The organism is Bradyrhizobium sp. USDA 4449, from assembly GCF_054056275.1.
The window spans coordinates 4,136,893-4,154,863 of record NZ_JBSRYD010000001.1 but is presented as its reverse complement, the minus strand read 5'-3'; the positions used below and the strand labels follow the sequence as shown (position 1 = coordinate 4,154,863).

General features: G+C 58.4%; 20 protein-coding genes. 10 read left to right on the top strand and 10 right to left on the bottom strand.

Annotated elements, in window-relative coordinates:
• Positions 1-10: 10 nt before the first annotated feature.
• Positions 11-742, bottom strand: coding sequence for a Crp/Fnr family transcriptional regulator (locus tag ACVIIW_RS19320; protein WP_456702175.1), 732 nt, complete (start codon positions 740-742; stop codon positions 11-13).
• 597 nt (positions 743-1,339) lie between these two features.
• The gene (locus tag ACVIIW_RS19315; protein ID WP_456702174.1) at positions 1,340-1,702 is read right to left on the bottom strand and encodes a hypothetical protein; all 363 of its coding nucleotides are present in this window, start codon (positions 1,700-1,702) and stop codon (positions 1,340-1,342) included.
• Positions 1,703-1,999: 297 nt separating this feature from the next.
• Between ACVIIW_RS19315 and ACVIIW_RS19310 the strand changes: the two genes are divergently transcribed.
• The 4 genes from ACVIIW_RS19310 to ACVIIW_RS19295 all read left to right on the top strand — a co-directional run bounded on the left by ACVIIW_RS19310 (position 2,000) and on the right by ACVIIW_RS19295 (position 7,248).
• On the top strand, positions 2,000-2,179 hold the full coding sequence (locus ACVIIW_RS19310) for a hypothetical protein (RefSeq protein WP_456702173.1): 180 nt from the start codon (positions 2,000-2,002) through the stop codon (positions 2,177-2,179).
• 298 nt (positions 2,180-2,477) lie between these two features.
• Positions 2,478-3,953, top strand: a complete 1,476-nt coding sequence (locus tag ACVIIW_RS19305) for an ATPase domain-containing protein (protein ID WP_456702172.1) — start codon at positions 2,478-2,480, stop codon at positions 3,951-3,953.
• The gene (locus tag ACVIIW_RS19300; RefSeq protein ID WP_456702171.1) at positions 3,950-6,514 is read left to right on the top strand and encodes an ATP-binding protein; all 2,565 of its coding nucleotides are present in this window, start codon (positions 3,950-3,952) and stop codon (positions 6,512-6,514) included. The genes ACVIIW_RS19305 and ACVIIW_RS19300 overlap by 4 nt, the downstream gene beginning before the upstream one ends.
• 311 nt (positions 6,515-6,825) lie before the next feature.
• A complete protein-coding gene (locus tag ACVIIW_RS19295; protein WP_456702170.1) occupies positions 6,826-7,248 on the top strand; it encodes a lipocalin-like domain-containing protein in 423 nt (140 codons plus the stop codon).
• 408 nt (positions 7,249-7,656) lie between these two features.
• Here ACVIIW_RS19295 and ACVIIW_RS19290 read toward each other — a convergent pair whose 3' ends face one another.
• The 4 genes from ACVIIW_RS19290 to ACVIIW_RS19275 all read right to left on the bottom strand — a co-directional run bounded on the left by ACVIIW_RS19290 (position 7,657) and on the right by ACVIIW_RS19275 (position 9,341).
• Positions 7,657-7,827, bottom strand: coding sequence for a hypothetical protein (locus ACVIIW_RS19290; protein ID WP_456702169.1), 171 nt, complete (start codon positions 7,825-7,827; stop codon positions 7,657-7,659).
• Positions 7,828-7,891: 64 nt separating this feature from the next.
• On the bottom strand, positions 7,892-8,209 hold the full coding sequence (locus tag ACVIIW_RS19285; RefSeq protein WP_456702168.1) for a hypothetical protein: 318 nt from the start codon (positions 8,207-8,209) through the stop codon (positions 7,892-7,894).
• A gap of 21 nt (positions 8,210-8,230) precedes the next feature.
• Complete coding sequence (locus ACVIIW_RS19280) at positions 8,231-8,458, bottom strand: DUF1236 domain-containing protein (RefSeq protein ID WP_456702167.1); 228 nt, start codon at positions 8,456-8,458, stop codon at positions 8,231-8,233.
• On the bottom strand, positions 8,361-9,341 hold the full coding sequence (locus ACVIIW_RS19275) for a DUF1236 domain-containing protein (RefSeq protein ID WP_456702166.1): 981 nt from the start codon (positions 9,339-9,341) through the stop codon (positions 8,361-8,363). The genes ACVIIW_RS19280 and ACVIIW_RS19275 overlap by 98 nt, the downstream gene beginning before the upstream one ends.
• Positions 9,342-10,087: 746 nt before the next feature.
• Here ACVIIW_RS19275 and ACVIIW_RS19270 point away from each other — a divergent pair.
• From ACVIIW_RS19270 to ACVIIW_RS19255, 4 genes are all read left to right on the top strand, one after another.
• Positions 10,088-10,315 (top strand): hypothetical protein, encoded by a 228-nt coding sequence (locus tag ACVIIW_RS19270; protein ID WP_200293485.1) that lies wholly within the window; start codon positions 10,088-10,090, stop codon positions 10,313-10,315.
• A gap of 1,094 nt (positions 10,316-11,409) precedes the next feature.
• Entirely contained in the window at positions 11,410-11,619 is a 210-nt protein-coding gene (locus ACVIIW_RS19265) for a hypothetical protein (protein WP_456702165.1), read from the top strand.
• A 769-nt stretch (positions 11,620-12,388) separates the two neighbouring features.
• Positions 12,389-13,132 (top strand): outer membrane protein, encoded by a 744-nt coding sequence (locus ACVIIW_RS19260; protein WP_456702164.1) that lies wholly within the window; start codon positions 12,389-12,391, stop codon positions 13,130-13,132.
• 284 nt (positions 13,133-13,416) lie between these two features.
• The gene (locus tag ACVIIW_RS19255; protein WP_456702163.1) at positions 13,417-14,079 is read left to right on the top strand and encodes a protein-L-isoaspartate(D-aspartate) O-methyltransferase; all 663 of its coding nucleotides are present in this window, start codon (positions 13,417-13,419) and stop codon (positions 14,077-14,079) included.
• Between the two features lie 422 nt (positions 14,080-14,501).
• Here the strand turns inward: ACVIIW_RS19255 and ACVIIW_RS19250 are convergent, their stop codons facing one another.
• The 3 genes from ACVIIW_RS19250 to ACVIIW_RS19240 form a co-directional block, all read right to left on the bottom strand.
• Complete coding sequence (locus tag ACVIIW_RS19250) at positions 14,502-14,906, bottom strand: hypothetical protein (protein ID WP_456702162.1); 405 nt, start codon at positions 14,904-14,906, stop codon at positions 14,502-14,504.
• A 20-nt stretch (positions 14,907-14,926) separates the two neighbouring features.
• Complete coding sequence (locus tag ACVIIW_RS19245; protein WP_456702161.1) at positions 14,927-15,130, bottom strand: hypothetical protein; 204 nt, start codon at positions 15,128-15,130, stop codon at positions 14,927-14,929.
• Positions 15,131-15,361: 231 nt separating this feature from the next.
• Entirely contained in the window at positions 15,362-15,538 is a 177-nt protein-coding gene (locus ACVIIW_RS19240; RefSeq protein WP_456702160.1) for a hypothetical protein, read from the bottom strand.
• Between the two features lie 860 nt (positions 15,539-16,398).
• Between ACVIIW_RS19240 and ACVIIW_RS19235 the strand changes: the two genes are divergently transcribed.
• Both ACVIIW_RS19235 and ACVIIW_RS19230 read left to right on the top strand, forming a co-directional pair.
• Positions 16,399-16,788 (top strand): response regulator, encoded by a 390-nt coding sequence (locus tag ACVIIW_RS19235; RefSeq protein WP_456702159.1) that lies wholly within the window; start codon positions 16,399-16,401, stop codon positions 16,786-16,788.
• A gap of 5 nt (positions 16,789-16,793) precedes the next feature.
• Positions 16,794-17,174 (top strand): response regulator, encoded by a 381-nt coding sequence (locus tag ACVIIW_RS19230; protein ID WP_456702158.1) that lies wholly within the window; start codon positions 16,794-16,796, stop codon positions 17,172-17,174.
• An 85-nt stretch (positions 17,175-17,259) separates the two neighbouring features.
• On the opposite strand, the gene ACVIIW_RS19225 is transcribed toward ACVIIW_RS19230, so the two are convergent.
• Positions 17,260-17,661, bottom strand: a complete 402-nt coding sequence (locus tag ACVIIW_RS19225; protein ID WP_456702157.1) for a hypothetical protein — start codon at positions 17,659-17,661, stop codon at positions 17,260-17,262.
• Positions 17,662-17,971: the final 310 nt, after the last annotated feature.

The window sequence follows — 17,971 nt, the reverse complement described above, 5'->3', positions numbered from 1 at the left end:
AAGGCCGGCGTCACCTTTGGGCTCTTTCGAACACTTCAGCAAAATGCTTCTTGACCCACCTGTTGCACGAGCAGGATCTGCGATGAAGCGCTTCGAGGTTGCGGACTGTAATGCTGCCGCGAGCGGTCTCGAGAACGTCGGCAGCTTTGAAATCCTGAAGGACGCGGCTCGCATAGCTTCGACCCACTCCAAGTATTCCTGCAAACTGCTCATGAGTGAGCGGGACGAAAAGTTCTCCGGTATGTTCGACGAGATCGATCAGCCATTTTGCGGCGCGCTGCTCGATAGAATGCGCCGCGTTGCAGGCTGTTGATTGAAATGATTGCGCTACAAAGCAGTCGGCATATTTTGTGAGCAGTTGGCGCAGCCCATGAGATTCTTGCTGCGCATCAAGCAACTTGCGAGCAGGGAGCCTGACCAATGGACCGGCCAGTTTGACTGTGATGCGAGAGTACGCTGGCAAAAGGCCGCGACTAACCGCGCCACCCGCGGCGCCCTCACGTCCGATCAGGAGTACTTCGATCTCTCGATCATTATCAGCGGCGACGGCAAAGGAAACCAAGGTGGGACCACAAGGGAAATAGACATTTTCGACTGGGTCGCCTGGATGATAGAGGGCTTGCCCCGGTCTCCCGACGATTTCCTCGAAGTACGATCGAATGTGATTGAGGTCCTCAGGGTCAAGTGAACGCAGCAGATCGTTTGCCGGCGTGCCGCCCTTCTGTCCTTCCTCAAAATGCATCGCCTACACCCACTAATCAGCTAGTGAGCGCCTGCTTTACGTTCCGAGTCCGGAACTTACGGTGCAAAAGTGCACACAAGACAGCGTTGCACGCGATTTATTTGATCCGAAATTGGAATCCTTCTCGGCAAAGACGCTCTAGTCTCCGCAGCTCCAAGCATAAAAGCCGCAGCAGAGACTGTGCGGTCAGGGCGTGATCAAAATAGCCGGGACTAAAGCTCTAAGTTAAATATTTACCCAGCCTCGGTAACGTATTTTTAACTCTACCCAATCGGCGACGCGAGACATTCGCGGTTCCGAAAATGAAACCGTCGGGTGCCTTAGCTAACGTTGCCGCCGTTCGAGACGAAGGCTCTTAGCTCTGCCGGTTAATATCCACGACATAGCCGTTGGGCATGGCTTGGACGTCGTCGGGGTAGCCCACCTCAATCCGGTTACACACGGGGCATGGCTCACCGTGAGCACCGCAAGGGCATGCGCGGTGGCCGAATCTGGGGCGGTCTGAATGAGCCTCACAGACCCAGCGGATGTTGTCGCATCGAGCGCAGAAATTTGTCCTCAGATTGCGCATCGCGACACCGCATGGCTTTAAGGTCGTCATGCCGATTCCCGCAGCGGCAGCGCCAGTTGCAGCTCAGAGGGGCGCGAGCTGTTGACCCGAACGAAAGCCTGCAATTCAGATGAGAGGTTCAGCCGTTCTACGGCAGCGCGCTCCGCCAGCGCGTCGGCTATTTCCTCGGTCGCGTCGCGAGACCAGCACTCGACGGCATTGAACGCGACGATCCTAAGGGGATAGGCATACTGGCCGGAGATCATGTCCCGCAGCACTGTTTCGCGGTCGGTGTCCTGCTCGTCGGTTTCGCGCCATGCGCAGCCGGCGCGCGCCCCGAAATCCTCAAGCACCAGATAGATATCGCGGTCCAGACGATCCAGCGGCACGATCGAGGGCGAGGCACGCATACGCTTGCTCCGGTACTATTTGCGAAGAGACGACCCAGGCTTGGGGGTTTTTGGGGACTGGGAGTCCGGGGCCGCTCCGCCAGCTCGTTCGGCGAACCAGCGAGACTCAAAAGCCGATATGATGACGTTTGTTCCTGCGAGACGATCCGAGGGATTTCTGTTTTTCCAGTCGGTTGGGGCGCACTGAATTGAAGTCGTAACGTCAGTGGCCTAAGTTGAATTGCGCAGTGTCCGAATTCCTTCTAGTTTCCACTGTGGTTCTCCGGCGAGAACAACGCTTCACGTACGGGGACATCGATGATGGACATGAAAGAGCACTTGGAAAAACTCCGAGTGCAGATCGCTGAATGCGAAATCATTCGCAACCTGGCTACCGATCCCAAGAAACGAGAATTGTTTGGAAGACTAGCTGAGCATCACAGGGTACTAGCGGCGGAGCTTGAGAAAGCTATTGCCGCGCAGTTGGGGTCCCTTTGACGCGCGAAGTTCGTTCATCGGCCCATCGGAAAAGGTGTAGTATAAACTAAAGTTCACTTTTACACACAAGGGTGCATACCCCCCCTTTCGCCAACGCTCTGCACCCAGCAAAACAAACCCACCCCTACGCGACGACTGCCGCCGGGCGCAGTCTGCCCGCTCCATGGGAACTCACCGATTTTGGTTGAGTTAGGGCTTCCTGGAAAGGATGGCCGACGGTGAGTAATTTTGATGCGCCCCAAGCGTATGGTACCGCTGGGGAATGCAGAAAGTAGCGGACCGGGGGTCGACACGAATCATGGACCAAGCAGGGACGGGCATCGATGGGCTGAACGATGTACTCGGCGGAGGGCTTGAACGTGGGCGCGTCTTTCTCCTCGAGGGTGCCCCTGGCACCGGCAAAACGACGCTCGCAACTCAGTTTTTGGTCGCAGGAGCTAAAGCGGGCGAGCGCTGCCTGTATATCACGCTCTCCGAGACCGAAAGCGAATTGCGCGCCAGCGCCGCCTCTCACGGCTGGCCGTTAGCGGGCATTGAAATCTTCGAGCTGATCCCGCCGGAAAATCTCCTTGATGAGAACCAGCAGCAGAGTCTTCTCTATTCTTCTGACATAGAGCTCGGCGAGACAACGAAGCGTATTTTTGAGGCATTCGAAAAAACGAATCCTCAGCGAGTAGTGCTGGATAGCCTCTCGGAGATCCGGCTACTCGCCCAAAGTTCGCTCCGCTATCGGCGACAGATTCTCAGCTTAAAGCATTATTTTGCCACCGTGGGCGCTACAGTTTTGTTGCTCGACGACCTTACTGCGGAGTTGAATGACAAGACGGTTCACTCGGTTGCGCATGGCGTTGTTCGTCTGGAAGAAATCGCGCCCGAGTATGGTGCTGAACGACGTCGGTTGCGAGTGATCAAGTATCGTGGGCGACGCTATCGCGGCGGTTTCCACGACCTCACAATTTCGACCGGTGGTCTACAGGTATTTCCGCGCCTAGTATCCGCCGAGCACAGAGGTAAATACTCTCGAGACGTTCTGAAGACCGAATCTGAAGAACTCGACTCTCTACTTGGTGGTGGAGTCGAGCGTGGTTCGAGTGTCCTCATTCTTGGCCCTGCCGGAACGGGCAAGTCGCTTCTCGCGCTTACCTTTATTCGAGCCGCTGCAAAACGCGGCGAGCGTGCAGCTATGTTCGTCTTTGACGAGGAGCTTGGCTTATTGTTCGAACGCGCCAAGGGTTTAAACATCGATTTACAGGCCATGGTCGATTCCAAGCAGCTTGTAATTGAGCAGGTCGATGCTGCCGAGTTGGGACCTGGCGAGTTCTCCGCCCGGGTGCGTCGATGCGTCGAGATCCACGGCGCTCAGACGGTGGTCCTCGATAGTCTGAACGGTTACCAGGCCGCAATGCCTGGTGAACAAGCACTAGTGCTTCATATGCACGAGCTTTTGCAGTATCTGAACCGTCAGGGTGCTACGACGTTTTTAATTGTCGCACAGCATGGGCTTGTAGGCGATATGCAATCGCCCGTCGATGTTACCTACCTCGCCGATACTGTGGTCCTGTTGCGCTACTTCGAGGCGCTTGGGCGAGTTCGCCGGGCGATTTCGATTGTCAAAAAGCGCACCAGTTCACACGAGGATACGATTCGAGAGTTTCGCATCGGCGGTAATGGTATCGCGCTCGGCGAGCCGCTCACAAACTTCCAGGGGGTATTGCGCGGGGTACCGACCCTGCTGGAGGATAGACCGAAGCTGCTCAATGCGGAGGGCAAGTGAATCGCAGCACGCTCTCAGAGCGCGCCTTGGTACTTGCGCCGAGAGGTCGCGACTCCATCCTTGCCTCGGAGATCCTGCGTGAAGCAGGTCTCACTGCCGAGCCCTGTCCGTCCCTTCCCATTCTTATCAAGGAGCTTAGTACGGGCGCTGCCTTCATTGTAGTCACTGAGGAGGCGCTAACCGGGGCCGATCTTAGGCCGCTCAGTGACTGGCTCATCAATCAGGAAGAATGGTCTGATCTGCCCTTCATCCTGCTCACGACCGGAGGAGGCGGACTGGAGCGCAATCCGGCCGCTCAGCGTTTTCTCGTGGTACTCGGAAACGTCACCTTCCTTGAGCGACCTTTTCATCCAACGACGCTCGTCAGCCTAGCACGCTCGGCCTTGCGAAGCCGCCAGCGGCAATACGAAGCTCGTGCTAGGCTCGAAGCGCTGAGGGCGAGCGAAGAGGGACTTCGGCTCGTGATCGAGAGCGCCACCGATTACGCCATCATCACCACCGACCCCGATCGGCGCGTCACAAGTTGGTCTGTAGGGGCCGAGGCAATCTTCGGCTGGACGGCCGCCGAAATGACCGGTCACTCTGCAGACGCCATCTTCACGCCCGAAGACCGCGCGACAGGGCGGCCCGAGGCAGAAGCTTCCAACGCTCGCAACAAGGGTGTTGCGCTTGACGAGCGCTGGCATCAGCGTGCCGATGGGGCCCGCGTATTCCTGAGAGGCTCGATGCGCCCTCTGCCGCGGAATGACCAAGGTCATGAGCGGGGTTTCATTAAGATCGCGCGGGACGAGACCCATCGCCGATTTGCCGAAGCGCGCCGCATCGCTCTTCTGGAGCTATCTGATCGCATTCGCGACATCGAAGATACAGCCGAACTTTCATACGCAGCAGCGGAGATCCTTGGGCGCACGCTAGGGGTAAGCCGGGCGGGATATGGCACAATCGACAAAGAGGCTGAGACGATCACTATCGAGCGGGATTGGAACGCCCCCGGCATTAGAAGCCTGGCCGGCGTGCTGCACTTTCGCGATTACGGCTCGTACATCGAGGATTTGAAGCGAGGGGAGACCGTCGTATTCGCGGACGCCGAAAAGGATCCCCGTACGGCTGCGACTGCCAGCGCTCTGAAAGCGATCAGCGCTCAGTCCGTGGTGAACATGCCCGTCACGGAACAGGGTGGGTTCGTCGCTTTACTCTACCTCAATCACGCCACGGCTCGGGAGTGGGCGCAAGGAGAACTCGACCTGATCCGCGAAGTCGCCGAGCGCACTCGCACGGCCGTCGAACGAAGGCGTGTGGAACGCGATATTCGGGATCTCGCGGTTTCCTTGGAGCAGCGTGTCACGGAGCGTACGGCCGAGTTGATGCGGGCCGAGGAGGCCCTGCGCCAAGCGCAGAAGATGGAGGCAGTGGGCCAGTTAACTGGAGGAGTGGCCCATGACTTCAACAATTTGCTCACTATCATCAAGAGCTCGACCGACCTGCTGCGCCGCCCCGGTCTCGATGAGGAGCGTCGACGTCGGTACGTTGATGCCATCTCGAACACAGTTGATCGCGCCTCCAAGCTGACGGGCCAGCTCCTCGCGTTCGCGCGGCGTCAAGCGCTCAAGCCTGAGGTGTTCGATGCGGCCGATCGCGTAAGGGCCATCACAGATATGCTGCAGACTATCGTGGGATCGCGCATCCGAATCGAGACGGACATTGAATGCGAGAATTGCATAGTCGAAGCGGACGCCAGTCAGTTCGAGACAGCGCTGGTCAACATGGCTGTGAACGCGCGTGACGCAATGAATGGCGAGGGCATGCTGCTCATCCGCATTGAGGAATTTTCTGGCATGCCGTCCCTCCCGCCGCAAGCAGACGGCACCTCGTGCATCGCAATATCGCTCACCGACACAGGTTCAGGAATTGCGGACGATAAACTTACACATGTTTTTGAGCCCTTCTTCACCACGAAAGAGGTTGGCAAGGGCACTGGTCTGGGCCTTAGTCAAGTCTACGGCTTTGCCAAACAATCGGGCGGCGACGTGACGGTCAAGAGTGAGGTGGGACGGGGCACCACTTTTACTCTCTACTTACCCAAGACCCAGCGTGAAAGCGCCTCAGATGAAGAAGCCGCCAGGATGGAGGAGACACGAGGTAATCCGCTATCGGAGCTGGGCCACGGTCGCCGAGTTCTCGTAGTGGAGGACAACGTCGAGGTGGGACGATTCTCGACCCAAATCCTCGAGGACCTTGGTTACGAGACAACCCTTGCCGCCAATGCTGACGAGGCGCTGAAGCTTCTGGAAGAGGTGAACCGTTTCGATGTGGTGTTCTCCGACGTCATTATGCCAGGCATGAACGGAGTCGATCTCGGTCGCGAAATTCGGCGCCGCTACCCCGGAGTTCCTGTCGTGTTAACGTCTGGCTATAGCGAAGTCCTCGCTGAAGAGGGTCGCCACGGTTTTGAACTTATTCAAAAACCTTATGCGGCCGACGAGTTGTCGCGAGTGCTGCGGCGAGTGTTGCTACATGATGATCACCAATCCCGCCTACAGCCTCCAGACGGTCTCCGTTGACCGGGCGTAGCGGTTATTCATGGCCAGCGAGCTCGCAGCGCATTACCTAAGCCCTCATTCGGGAGGTTGAAACACGGCCGTCCAGCCAACCGCGACGCTCCTGGCCCGCTTTTGGTACGGCGCTTACGGACAGGAGCGAGCATCACCAGTCCTCAAACTCTACCAAATGAGTCCAAATTGACACCGAGCCGCTTTGTGGGTTTTCACACTCGCGGCGTTCGTCGCCAAGGTGCTAAACTTTCACGATTACCGTTTCGTCATCCGATTTCCGGAGACCGAGGCAATTCTCATGCCCAGACAGAGTACTATCAATGGATCAGATTGTGGGGACTTGGCGGTTAATTGCTGCATCAGCCTCGAGTGGAACTGAAAGAAACGACGCCCCATACGGACCAGCCCCGTCGGGTCTAATTACATACACAGGCGATGGGAGGGTTATGGCGATAATCAGCCATAGCGGCCGCAAGCCTCTTGCCAGTGGTGATCGGATTTCAGCTTCTGTCGATGAGCGCGCTGAAGCATTCGCGACCTCGTTTTCCTATGCTGGTCGGTATTCCCTGTCCGGTGACAGGATTATTCATCACGTCGAAATTGCCTCGGTGCAGAACTGGGTAGATACGAACCTCGTGCGCCATGTTACCCTTGGAAACAACAAAATCACGCTGACGACGCCGCCGATTTCCGTCGGAGGGCAAATCAGAACGACTGAACTAGTTTGGGAGCGAGTACAGTAGGAAGGTCGATAGTTGACAGATAGCAGAACATACCGGGAGCAGTATCCGAATTTTCCGGTCATCTACACCACCGGCTTCTCACCTGTACGCCACGCCCGGTCCGCGGCAGTCACATTGTGACGAAGCCTTCCATCCCGAAGAGGTCGTGCGGGTGGTCAAAGAGCTCGTTGAAATCAAGAGGCCACCTCAGCCCTCTCTGGCGGCCTCACCGATTAAATCGAAAGCCTCCGCTGCGCTCCTCCTCGGAGGCCGACTAAACCTCTCAGTGACTAGGAACGAGAGCGCCCTTTCCAAGGTTTCCCTGTGCCCTGCCCCAAGGGGCGACCCCGACTGGCTCCAGCTCATAGCCCCAGAGCTGGAGCCTTCATCCTCGACAGGACGTACTTTGAGAAATCGGTTGCTGAGCGCTTATTCGTCAACTTGGGCAGCCGCGGAATCCTGAGCGCCAAGCAGCTTCAACGCGGTCTCGATCTTGGCGAGAAGCGCCTGTATTTCGGCGCGCTCGTTCGGACCTGGATCGTTGTCGAGGCGCGCGAGCAGCTGCTCCTTCTGATTCAGGAGCTTCGCAACAGCAGACATCCGTTCTCCGCGAAAGCGAGCATGACGTCAAAGGGGCCGCTCGAAGGGCGGCCCCTTCTCAAATTCACCAGCTTCGGGTGCCGAAGCTAAAACCGATGCTCGGGCCACCACCGTAGTAGCCATAGCCGCGATCATAGTAGCCGGGACCACCATAGTAGCCGTAGCTTCGGCGGACCACGTAGCCATCGTCCCCGTCGTAGTAGCGCTGGACGTAGCGGGGGCCACGGGTCCGGTAGCAGCGGCCGTACTCGTCGCAGACGAGACGGACCTGCTCGGCGCCACTAACCTCGGTCGGCGCGATGGCAGCTGGCGCGAGTGGGGCGGCATTCGCAGAGGCCGCCAACAGGGTGGCCCCAAGGGCTCCTAGAAGGATGGTCTTCATGATGTTCTCCTTTGTGCGAGATCAGTCGATTTCTTCGATGACGCGACGTTCGTGGGGTTCGACGATGTAGGTGCGGCTGTCACGGTTGATGTAGCGGTACTCACGAAGGCTCGGAGAATCCCGATAGACCTCTTCGGGGAAGGCCTCTACCTCAACACCCCTCCGGCACGCGCTCGCCGGTCCGGATCTCGGTCCGGACGGTGCTGCCGGTCGTGCGAGTCTCGCGTTCGACCGGGCGCGCCTTGACATGCTTGCGGACGACCTCGCGATCGCGGTCGCTAAACGTTACCTTGCGCTGCTCGGTGCGCGCCGCGGCCGATGCGGTCGCGCGGCTGGAGTACGGCAGGACCGTCACGATCTTGTAGGTGGACGGCTCCACGATCACGATCTCGTCCTTCACCAGAACGAAGTTGTAGCCGCGATATTGGGGCACGATCTCGACGACCTCGGCCGGCAGCGGCTGCAGGCGGACGTCCCGCGGTACGACGGTGCCCACCGACAGCGAGAAGTTCACGTTGGTCAGCGGCTGTACGTTCAGGTGAGAGATCGACGCACTAATGCGGGTTCGCTGCTGGTCGTTGATATTCACCGAAGCATTCACGTTGATGTTCGACGAACGATCGGCGGTGGTCTGCTGATTGTTCGGCTGCTGCGCAGTGTTGGTCGATCCGCTGCCGGTCGGCGATTGTGCCTGATTGGTGCCCGAGGCGGGCGGATTGGCGCTCTGCGTCTGATTGTTCGTGCTCGACGGCGAGTTGGTCTGCGCCTGGTTCGAGGGCGTCGTGCTCTGGTTGGAGGGATTGGTCTGAGCCTGGTTGGTCGAATTGTTCGAAGAAGGTGCCTGCGTCGTGTCGGTGCCGCTGCCGGAATTTGTCGACTGCCCCGCCGCGGTCGGACCATTCGAGGGCGAAGACTGCGTCTGGGCGGAATTCGTCGAAGGATTGGTCTGCGCGGAACCCGACGACGTGCCGGGTGACGTGGTCGATGTCGATGGCGGCATAGTCGATGTGGAATCCTGTTGACGCTGGATCGCGGACGGACTGGAGCTCGACGTGCTCGGAGAAGACTGCGCGAACGCCGAAGTCGCGATGGCGACCGCAGCAGTCGTGGCCAAGAATAAACGCTTGTTCATTGAAACCTCGCAAATGTGGACGTCGATCAACCCTCTACGCGGCCTCCGGTTCCGAGTCGGGAAATCTCGGCAACGCTGATAACAACAAGGGGAATTTCTGCGGCGAGTCGGAGATGCTGCTTCGCGGAACGACAAGCGCGCGTTAACCAACAGGTCGAGTTTGGGTCTCAGCCTGGGGAGAGAGAGCGGTGCCAGCCCTACCTTGGCGTGACATCCCTTTCCGCCACAGCCGTACTGACTGTCGACTCCAGCGAAGAGAACGGCAACAACCCGTCGCGTTGTCCCTTTCGAGATTTTAGACATCGCAGGCGCTTGTGTATCCTTTGATACATTCCGGGGCCATCCGAGCTGCTATTTTCCCTGCAAAAAGGGCGAGCCGCGGCAATGAAACGACTAAAGGATTCGTTGGCGCACTTGGACAATCCGAGCTGTCCCAATTGTCGCATAGCCATGAGGTGGTTTCGATCCGAACTCGTTCGTGACAATCCCACCACGATGATCGCCCATCTCTTCGTCTGCCCCAACTGCAAGCGCGCCCACAGACGGGACACGGATTTCACCCCGGTCATCGTGCCGCCCGATAAGCTGGCCGGGTCCCAACTTCAGGTAATCGACGGTGGAAAGCGCACTACCTGAAAGCTCGACGTTCCATCTGGCCGAGGACATCCACCATCGGGAAGAAGTGGAACTTTCGTCAAGCCCCCTCGTTGGCAGTGACTACTTACGAACCGTTTGAGGAAGACACCATGAAGAAGCTGATCGTGTGCGGCGCCCTGGCCGCTTTCGCCCTCGGTACGCAGGCCGCCAGCGCCGCCGAGTTTTACATCGTTCGCGACGCGACCACTAAGAAGTGCACCGTCGTCGATAGCAAGCCGACAACCACGACCACGACGGTCGTCGGCGATGGCGTCTACAAGACCAAGACGGAAGCCGAGTCCGCTGTGAAGACCACAAAGGTCTGCACCGAGCAGTAAAGCCGCGTCCGGCCGACTCGAAATGTCGCGCCGCATATCGGTCATCAGTATGTCGTAGTCCAAAGGCCCGCGAACCCGCGAGCCTTCTCGCGATGGGGCCATCGCCTCAGGGCCGAAATCGAACGTCGAGCCGACACTTCTCTCATGCACCACAGCGAGACCCCAGCTCCAAACAAAGAAAGCTGGGGTCTCGCGCACAATTCGCGTCCTGTCGGACATGATGCAAAGAGCTGCCCACCCTAGGCTATAGCAGTGATCGGCCCTGTGCTGCGTTCGGAGAGCAAGGGCCGGCCGATCGTCGACTCATTCGCCAGCTACCCTGCGGCATAGACGGTACCCTGGACCAAGGTCGCGCCGTCGCCGATATCGCCGGGCTCCGAAACCAACGCCGTGCTTTCCCGTTGTTGGTGCAAGCCAAGCACAGGAGGTCGTCGTGGTTCGTCAGCTCCTTGCGATCGTTTGCGCCTATTCGAGCCTGACGGTAAACGAAGCGTCGGCTGCCGAGATCGACGGGGAGTACGTGGTCGTTCAAGACCCGCTTACCCATAAGTGCCGCGTGAGCGAAGCGAGGTCCGGCCTAGCTAACTCTAACCGCGTCGACGATAGGATCAGCTACCCGACTCGCCGAGACGCCGAGATCGGACTCTCTGTGATGAAACCTTGCATGCTAGAGTCGCAACACGCCGATTCCCGCGCGGCGAGGAACTTACCTAGATAGCTTGATGTGCGACCGCGGTGGTCGGTCGGTCCTCTAGCGTGAACGTGCCTACGCCCGGCTCAAACTCATCTCGCAGACATAGAGCGCTCGCTCTAGATTAGGCATATTGGCTTTGCCGAACATGTCCCGGATTGCCTCGTGAGTCGCTGCGCCGCGAAAACCGCCAGAGCTATGACCCAGTCCCACCTCCTCGGGATGGCTCAAGCACTCGCTCAATGGCTCCGTCGCGCCCTGTGAGCGCAAGCAGATTTAATGCTCGCGGCTGTACCTCACCCAACTTTGCAGGGCCGGAGCTAAAATTTTCAGACCGGGAAAAAACTGGCAGAGACACGAGCGTTGTTGAGCAATGGGAAGGGCCATGGGACAGGAGGTGAGGATGAGCTATTTCCCAATTTTTTGCGCCGGCCTGTTCGTGCTTCTAATTCTCGGCTTCATCACCTCGGGCGCATGGAAGACCGAAAATTCGACTGCAATCCCCATTCGCAGAATATGCGAGGCGGAAAACGTGACCGATGTCCAAATTCGGGAATGCACGATCAGACAAAGAATGCAGAGTGCGGTTGAAGCGCGACTGTATCAAAGGTGAGCTTCGCCAGCGCACAATAGACGAGCGATGTGCAGCTCTCGGATTGGATAAAGCAGCCAACTCCGGTGCGACGAACTCCGCCACACTATTACAGCGTGGCTCGCAAGATCGCTGCACTTGGACGTCAGTTATCACCGTCGAAAAATTTGGCCGCGTTCGGCGGCGAGGGCGAGTTCGGTCCATTCTTTCGCAAGCCTCAACCAACTATCCCGATCGGCTTGATTAGAACTACGCGCCGCTTCTGCGCGGCAGGCCGCCGCTTCGTTCTGGAAATGTTGAGCCGACGAGATCATGTTGGCATATCGGAGAATGCTGTCAGGTAACTCGTTCCTCATTTCTCTGTGTAACACCCCTGTAATGTTGATGTTCCTGCGGATGCCTCCCGCCGCAACTTTCCGAGAACGGAGCTCGGAAGAGTTCTCGTCGTAATTGCCTCCTTGGCCCGAAGCTGACAGGTCTCCGGAAGAGAAGCGTCCTATCGCGTGAGACATCGGCAAGGCCAACCACGCTCCGGGAGTTGGCTGCGCTCTTAGGCGTGATCGCAAGGCATTCAATCTTCCATCCAAGCCAACCAGTCTGCTGCCAGAAGGAATCACACTGGTTCAGCAGAGCTAAGTCGAAGCATCAACTTAGATGGTTCCACCAGCTAACATATGTTAATCCGAAATGCGTCTTGCAGTGTGTTCTTGCGGCTACAGCCGGCGCGGCGCACGCCAGCTACGGTGCTCTCAGGGTGGGGACTACTCAAGACGTGATGGGGACTATTGAAATGAACAAGTTGTTGGCTTCGGCCGCGTTCGGCGCTTTGATTTTGGGAGCGGCGTCTGCTTCAGCCGCGGACTTGGCTGCGCGCCCATACACCAAGGCGCCACCGCCGGTGGTCGCAACGGTATACGACTGGAGCGGTTTCTACATCGGCATCAACGGCGGTTGGGCAGAGAGCCGTGACCGTCGCGTGTTTGACGCGACCTCGACGCTCTTCGGCAGCTACAATGCCAACGGTCCTACGGTCGGCGGCCAGATTGGGTACCGCTGGCAGACGGGCGGCTGGGTGTTCGGTCTCGAGGCTCAAGGCAACTGGGCCGATGTCTCTGGCAGCACCGCTTCCCTCGTATTGCCGCCGCCTGGCGACACCGTTCGCTCGAAGATGGATGCGTTCGGCCTGTTCACCGGCCAGCTCGGCTATGCTTGGAACAATGTGTTGCTCTACGTGAAGGGCGGTGCTGCGATCACCGATCGTAATTATCAGTTCCTCACAGCGGGCGCTGTGACCGCCCAAACCGGTTACGGCACTCGTCTCGGCGGCACCGTCGGAGCAGGCATCGAGTTCTCGCTGGCGCAGAACTGGTCGCTCGGCGTGGAGTACGACCATATCTTCGAGAACCGCCACGGCGCGACGTTCACCACGCCCGGCGGCGTTGCCCTGACTGGTTTCACGACGGGCGGCGACACCGATATGATCCTTGGCCGCTTGAACTACCGCTTCGGCGGGCCGGTCGTCGCGCGCTATTGATCGACGACCTCACGTTCCAGTCAACTAGAGCCCCGCGGAAGCGGGGCTTTTTTTCTCCGAGGTTGCAAAGACCAACCTGTGCCGCTTATTTTACTTTGATCGATGCCGTGACGAAGAAGACGAGTTTAGCTGCAGCTTCCGCTGCGGAAACTCGCCATAGTTCACGCCGGTTCGTGTTCTCCCCGATAAGCTTTTGGGACCGCTCTGGCTTGCCCGCGCCGCCTGACTTGTCGGGAGCAAAAGCGCGTTCTTCGCCGTTTCCTCCTCAATGGAGGATGCAGCCCATGCCGAAACGAAAGGAAAGCCCACGATCCAAGAGATCTCGCTTCCTGCGCGATGAAATGGTCGATGTCCAGATTGCGGGACGCGGGGTCAGGGATAGCCGGGTTTTGTGGGCCATGCGGCAGGTCCCACGCGAGCTGTTTGTGGAATGGCGCCTCGCCGATGCCGCGTACGATGATGCGCCCGTGCGAATCCCGAGCGGGCAGACCATCTCCCAACCCTACATTGTCGCCCGAATGCTTGAGTCTGCGGGAATCGAAGAGTTCGACCGCGTTCTGGAGGTTGGTGCCGGGTCGGGTTATCTGACAGCTCTTGCTGCCAAGCTCGGCGCCCAAGTATGCGCGATCGAGCGCCATGAAGGTCTGGTCGAAAAAGCCCGCTCTCGCTTGAGCCATCTCGGCTGCCGCAACGTGGATCTTCGTCATGGCGACGGAACGCAAGGCTGGCCGGAGGGAGGTCAGTTCGACGTGATCCTGGTGTCGGCTGCTGCCCTCCATGCCCCTTCGACTCTGAAGCAGCAACTCAAGCCGGCCGGACGGCTCATCATGCCACTCGGCGATACGGACAAATGGCAGCGGCTTTGCAAGCTGACCAGGCTGGACGACGATTCCTTCAGTGAAGAGGAGGTCGAGCAGGTGCGCTTCGTGCCGCTGGTCTCGGGGTAATCATCCCTCTGGGCCTTGGGCCAGTCCTCGGAGCCGCCGAGCAACTTTAGCGCGGTGATCACGTTCGTTCCGTATGGATCCCACGTCGAACGATAGACATCGATGGATTCCCACACCTTTCGCGTCGAAGCGGCCCGCTGCGCCCAGTTGGCCGCCGATGCGGCGGACGGCGTGATATCTGCGCATGGAGGGGGCTTGGCTTCGTCCTCCCTCAAGAGCAGGCGGGCCTTGATGGAGAGGCGCCGTCCGACGACGCCGGCGCGATTGATTAGCGAAGTCCACTCTCGCTTGAGGCGACCGCGCTGAAGGTCCTCCGGCCCTTACTGGGCGCAGAAGTGAGATTGAGTAGCTGCGCGAGCTTGGCAACCAGTTGCGCCGGATTGATGGCCGTCAAAGAGGATCGTACCAACCGGTCAGCGGGTCTAAGTCCCTTTCGCCTGCAGTCGTTCGCGGGCGACACGGCGGCGGTGACGCCGTTGCCGGCGGCGCCAAGCGCGCTCTTCCAGTGGCAGCAGCGGGGGCGCTGCGAGAGCTGGAGGCCGCACGAGGCATTTGGCGGAAAGATCCGGATCTTTCGGCCGCGCCTCCATCAACTCAAGGGCAGAGCGCCCTCTCTCGGTGATGCGCCAGCCTCCTTTCTGCCTCTCGACCAGACCTTGCGAGAAGATGTCCAGCCCAGGCAGCCGCGATGCAAGCCGCTTGGTGCGCTCGCTCCAGTCGCGGCCACTAGTGGCCAGGATCGCCATGTCCCGCTTGAGGTCTTCCATGAGCGCAAAACCATCGGGGTAGCTGACCAGGATCTTGAGAACTGTCACCTGAAAGTTCACCCCGCGCCCCAAAGCAAACTCTAGGGCGACAATGATGATACGGCTTCGGCGATTGCCTGGTGTCCCACCTGTCTGAGCTTGTCTGTTGAACTGTCGCCCCTGCGTGCGGCCTTGAGGATTTTGGCCACGGCATGGGTACGAATGCCGATCTCCGTACGAGAAACATCCTCGCAGACCTCGGCGTGCACGGCGCGCAACAGCGCGGTGGTGGCGGCATTGAACATGGGAAAGCCCCTAGCTGAAAGTGGAGTCGTAGCGCAAGCGCTGCGAAGCGGATTCAATAGTGTCAAATCACCTGGATCAGGCCGTGTACACATAGACCCGGCGGCGTAAGGCGACTAATGCAACGTCTGCTTTGCCCCTATAGCGACCGACTTTGGGCGGCAGCGGAATTGTCGGATGGGGGCATGACCAAACCCGCCTCTTGAATGAAACATTCGGCAGCTGAGGCATCCCTACCCAGTCTTTTGCTCATGCATGGCGTGCTCAACTTGGTCAGCAAGTACCGACAGATGGGCAGCGATGCGCGCAAACAATTCGCGTTTGCTTGGCTCAGTCGCAAGGTCGCGAGTTTGCGCGAAATCTGCTGCGTCTCTCCGCAGCTTCTCAAGTTGAGTTTGATAATCTTTCATTTGGGGGGCTGTAGCCCGGGCGACTTCGCCCAATCGTCCAGGTGAGACGCCACGTCGGCTTGCCGTGCCTTCTTCATGAGGGCATCTCGCTCGGCTCCAGGGGGGAGCTTCTTTGCTTGCTCCAAGACTTCCTTAGACCAAGCAAGTAACCGATCTTGCAGTGTGAATTGTTGTTTGAAACGTCGCCGCTTTTGCATGCGCGCTCCCTTATTGAAATGGGCGGGAGCGCAATCGAGCGTTCTCATCACCGATGTTTGCCGATGGCCGTGCGGTGGTGATCGAACCATAACGGGCAGACGACCCGGTTTCCTCAACAATTGTTAGGTTTGGAACTAGGCCAACTTCATGGTCACCGGATAGGGGCAATCACGACGAAGCTAAGACAAACCACCAATGTTGCGGTGCTCAAAAGAACTACGACTAACGCCTGCTCCTTGAGCTGATCCAGCTTTCGCTCCATGGCGGTCTCCCGGCCTAGTCTGAACGTCGAAATAATTAACCTGCATTAATTTCGTTCCCACCGCGACTGTCGGGAGCTTGCGGACTGAACCGGGGAACAACGGTTCGCGGTTAACATAGGCAATGGCTCGGCTCGACCGGGCGTGCAATTCCGAGGCATGACCGAAACCCCGGCTCCTGAATATTCCCTGATGGTTCTGGACCTCGACGGCGAGGGAGAGGCTGTGCGCGTCGCGCAAAAAATAGCTACTCGGTTACAGAAGGTGGTCACGGTCAGAGCGGCCGATGGCGTCAGGCTGATCCGAGTTGAGCCACCCAAGCGCTTAATGCATTAGGTGTGACTGATTGAGGAACGTCGCTCACGTCTCTTGGTTTGGTGACGAGCGTCCGAGGAAGCAACGATGATCCCACGAGAGCAGCCAAAGAGCGACCGGGTCAGGGTCTTGCTCGTGGAGGACGAATGGCTCATCCGGTCTTACGTAGCTGAGCATCTTCGAGGCGAGGGGCTTGAGGTTGTTGAAGCGAGCACCGCAGATGATGCGATGGATTACATTTCATCGGGTGAGCGGATTGACGCGCTAATAACCGACATCCGAATGCCGGGAACCCTTGATGGCCTTGAGTTGGCTGGGAGGGTGCGCGATTTGCAACCGATGCTCCTTATCCTCGTTGCCTCTGGAAGCATCGAATTGGAGAGCGCAGCGAGCCGCGTAGGTAGGTTCATCCGCAAGCCCTACGATCCCAAGCAGATCGCAATGCAAATCGCGGAGATGCTCGGCCCGGCGCTGTAGTACGCATGCAAGCAGCAACTGTATTGCTCGTCGAGCAGGACGTGCTCGTGCGCCATCCGCTGGCAGAATATCTTCGCGAGTGCGGCTATCGCGTGGTGGAAACAAGTGACCACGATGAGGCGCGTGAATGCTTCGAAGCCGGGAAACACTCTGTCGATGTGGCCTTGATTGACGCTGGCGGCCCCAGCGGTGCTGGGTTTGCCCTATCTGCGTGGATAAAGACCAAACACCCGACTGTGAAGACGATGCTGGGCGCGACGGTCGGCAAGGTTCTCGCGCTGGCTGGTGACCTTTGTGAGGAGGGCCCACAGCGGTCGAAAAGGCTGGATTATCGACCTGTGCTCGACCACATCCGCCAACTGCTCGCTACACGTAAGGGGCGTTAGAGCTCGCGAGGCTTGGTAGTCACTAGCTTTCAAGCGTGTTGCTGCCAGCGAGCGTGAGCTATGGAGATAAATCAAGGATGGCGCCTCACATTCCCAGCTCTCTGCGGATGGTATCCCTGTGCTGAACATGCGAAGCCCGGAGCCGCCAGTACGTGGCTAGGATCACACGATTAAAAGGAAAATCATCGCGTACCACACTCCCGCAGAAGATTACTCGTTCCCAGTCGTATTCAGGATAGTCCAGCATTATTCTGCCGGCGACATAGGTACCGAAGCTATGAGAGATTAGAGACATTTTCGTAGGTTCGGCGCCAGTGGCAAGCTTATAAGCACGACGTGCCGTCTTGATGTCGTCCGCCACTCTCTCGATCGCTTTCTTCCTAGAACCGACGAAAGGCGAGAGAAACCGATGCAATCCGTACTTTCCATAGCTCGTGGGCGCGACTGCAAAGCCAGCGCTTTCGAGAGCCGGCTTAATCTCGCCCATCCACCTCGCGCGTGTACTGATCCCCTGGACCAAGATCACGAGGTGATCTTCCGGGTCCGGGGGCGCTAGTTCTGCAGTCGTCTCCGTCATCGACATGCTGGAAATCTACGACTTCAAGCTGCGCTTTGCCAGCGTCGCACGATCGCGGCGGTACAAACACCGCCAATGTATGGGCACGCGCCATACCTGTCTGAGACTATTGTTTATTTTATTAGCACACACTCCATTGGTAATGGAGAGGCCGACAGTTCAATCTGTCCGGCGACGTTTCCCCTGCCCTGCACTCAATCGCGTCCGCTCTCGGGAAAGA

What these genes read in the sequence shown, in the direction of transcription:
- ACVIIW_RS19235 (WP_456702159.1), top strand. Translation starts at nt 16,399, where the DNA reads ATGATCCCACGAGAGCAGCCAAAGAGCGACCGGGTCAGGGTCTTGCTC.
- ACVIIW_RS19245 (WP_456702161.1), bottom strand. Translation starts at nt 15,130, where the DNA reads ATGTTCAATGCCGCCACCACCGCGCTGTTGCGCGCCGTGCACGCCGAG.
- ACVIIW_RS19230 (WP_456702158.1), top strand. Translation starts at nt 16,794, where the DNA reads ATGCAAGCAGCAACTGTATTGCTCGTCGAGCAGGACGTGCTCGTGCGC.
- ACVIIW_RS19255 (WP_456702163.1), top strand. Translation starts at nt 13,417, where the DNA reads ATGCCGAAACGAAAGGAAAGCCCACGATCCAAGAGATCTCGCTTCCTG.
- ACVIIW_RS19225 (WP_456702157.1), bottom strand. Translation starts at nt 17,661, where the DNA reads ATGGGCGAGATTAAGCCGGCTCTCGAAAGCGCTGGCTTTGCAGTCGCG.
- ACVIIW_RS19310 (WP_456702173.1), top strand. Translation starts at nt 2,000, where the DNA reads ATGATGGACATGAAAGAGCACTTGGAAAAACTCCGAGTGCAGATCGCT.
- ACVIIW_RS19290 (WP_456702169.1), bottom strand. Translation starts at nt 7,827, where the DNA reads ATGTCTGCTGTTGCGAAGCTCCTGAATCAGAAGGAGCAGCTGCTCGCG.
- ACVIIW_RS19320 (WP_456702175.1), bottom strand. Translation starts at nt 742, where the DNA reads ATGCATTTTGAGGAAGGACAGAAGGGCGGCACGCCGGCAAACGATCTG.
- ACVIIW_RS19240 (WP_456702160.1), bottom strand. Translation starts at nt 15,538, where the DNA reads ATGAAAGATTATCAAACTCAACTTGAGAAGCTGCGGAGAGACGCAGCA.
- ACVIIW_RS19305 (WP_456702172.1), top strand. Translation starts at nt 2,478, where the DNA reads ATGGACCAAGCAGGGACGGGCATCGATGGGCTGAACGATGTACTCGGC.
- ACVIIW_RS19295 (WP_456702170.1), top strand. Translation starts at nt 6,826, where the DNA reads ATGGATCAGATTGTGGGGACTTGGCGGTTAATTGCTGCATCAGCCTCG.
- ACVIIW_RS19260 (WP_456702164.1), top strand. Translation starts at nt 12,389, where the DNA reads ATGAACAAGTTGTTGGCTTCGGCCGCGTTCGGCGCTTTGATTTTGGGA.
- ACVIIW_RS19280 (WP_456702167.1), bottom strand. Translation starts at nt 8,458, where the DNA reads ATGTCAAGGCGCGCCCGGTCGAACGCGAGACTCGCACGACCGGCAGCA.
- ACVIIW_RS19275 (WP_456702166.1), bottom strand. Translation starts at nt 9,341, where the DNA reads ATGAACAAGCGTTTATTCTTGGCCACGACTGCTGCGGTCGCCATCGCG.
- ACVIIW_RS19285 (WP_456702168.1), bottom strand. Translation starts at nt 8,209, where the DNA reads ATGAAGACCATCCTTCTAGGAGCCCTTGGGGCCACCCTGTTGGCGGCC.
- ACVIIW_RS19270 (WP_200293485.1), top strand. Translation starts at nt 10,088, where the DNA reads ATGAAGAAGCTGATCGTGTGCGGCGCCCTGGCCGCTTTCGCCCTCGGT.
- ACVIIW_RS19315 (WP_456702174.1), bottom strand. Translation starts at nt 1,702, where the DNA reads ATGCGTGCCTCGCCCTCGATCGTGCCGCTGGATCGTCTGGACCGCGAT.
- ACVIIW_RS19265 (WP_456702165.1), top strand. Translation starts at nt 11,410, where the DNA reads ATGAGCTATTTCCCAATTTTTTGCGCCGGCCTGTTCGTGCTTCTAATT.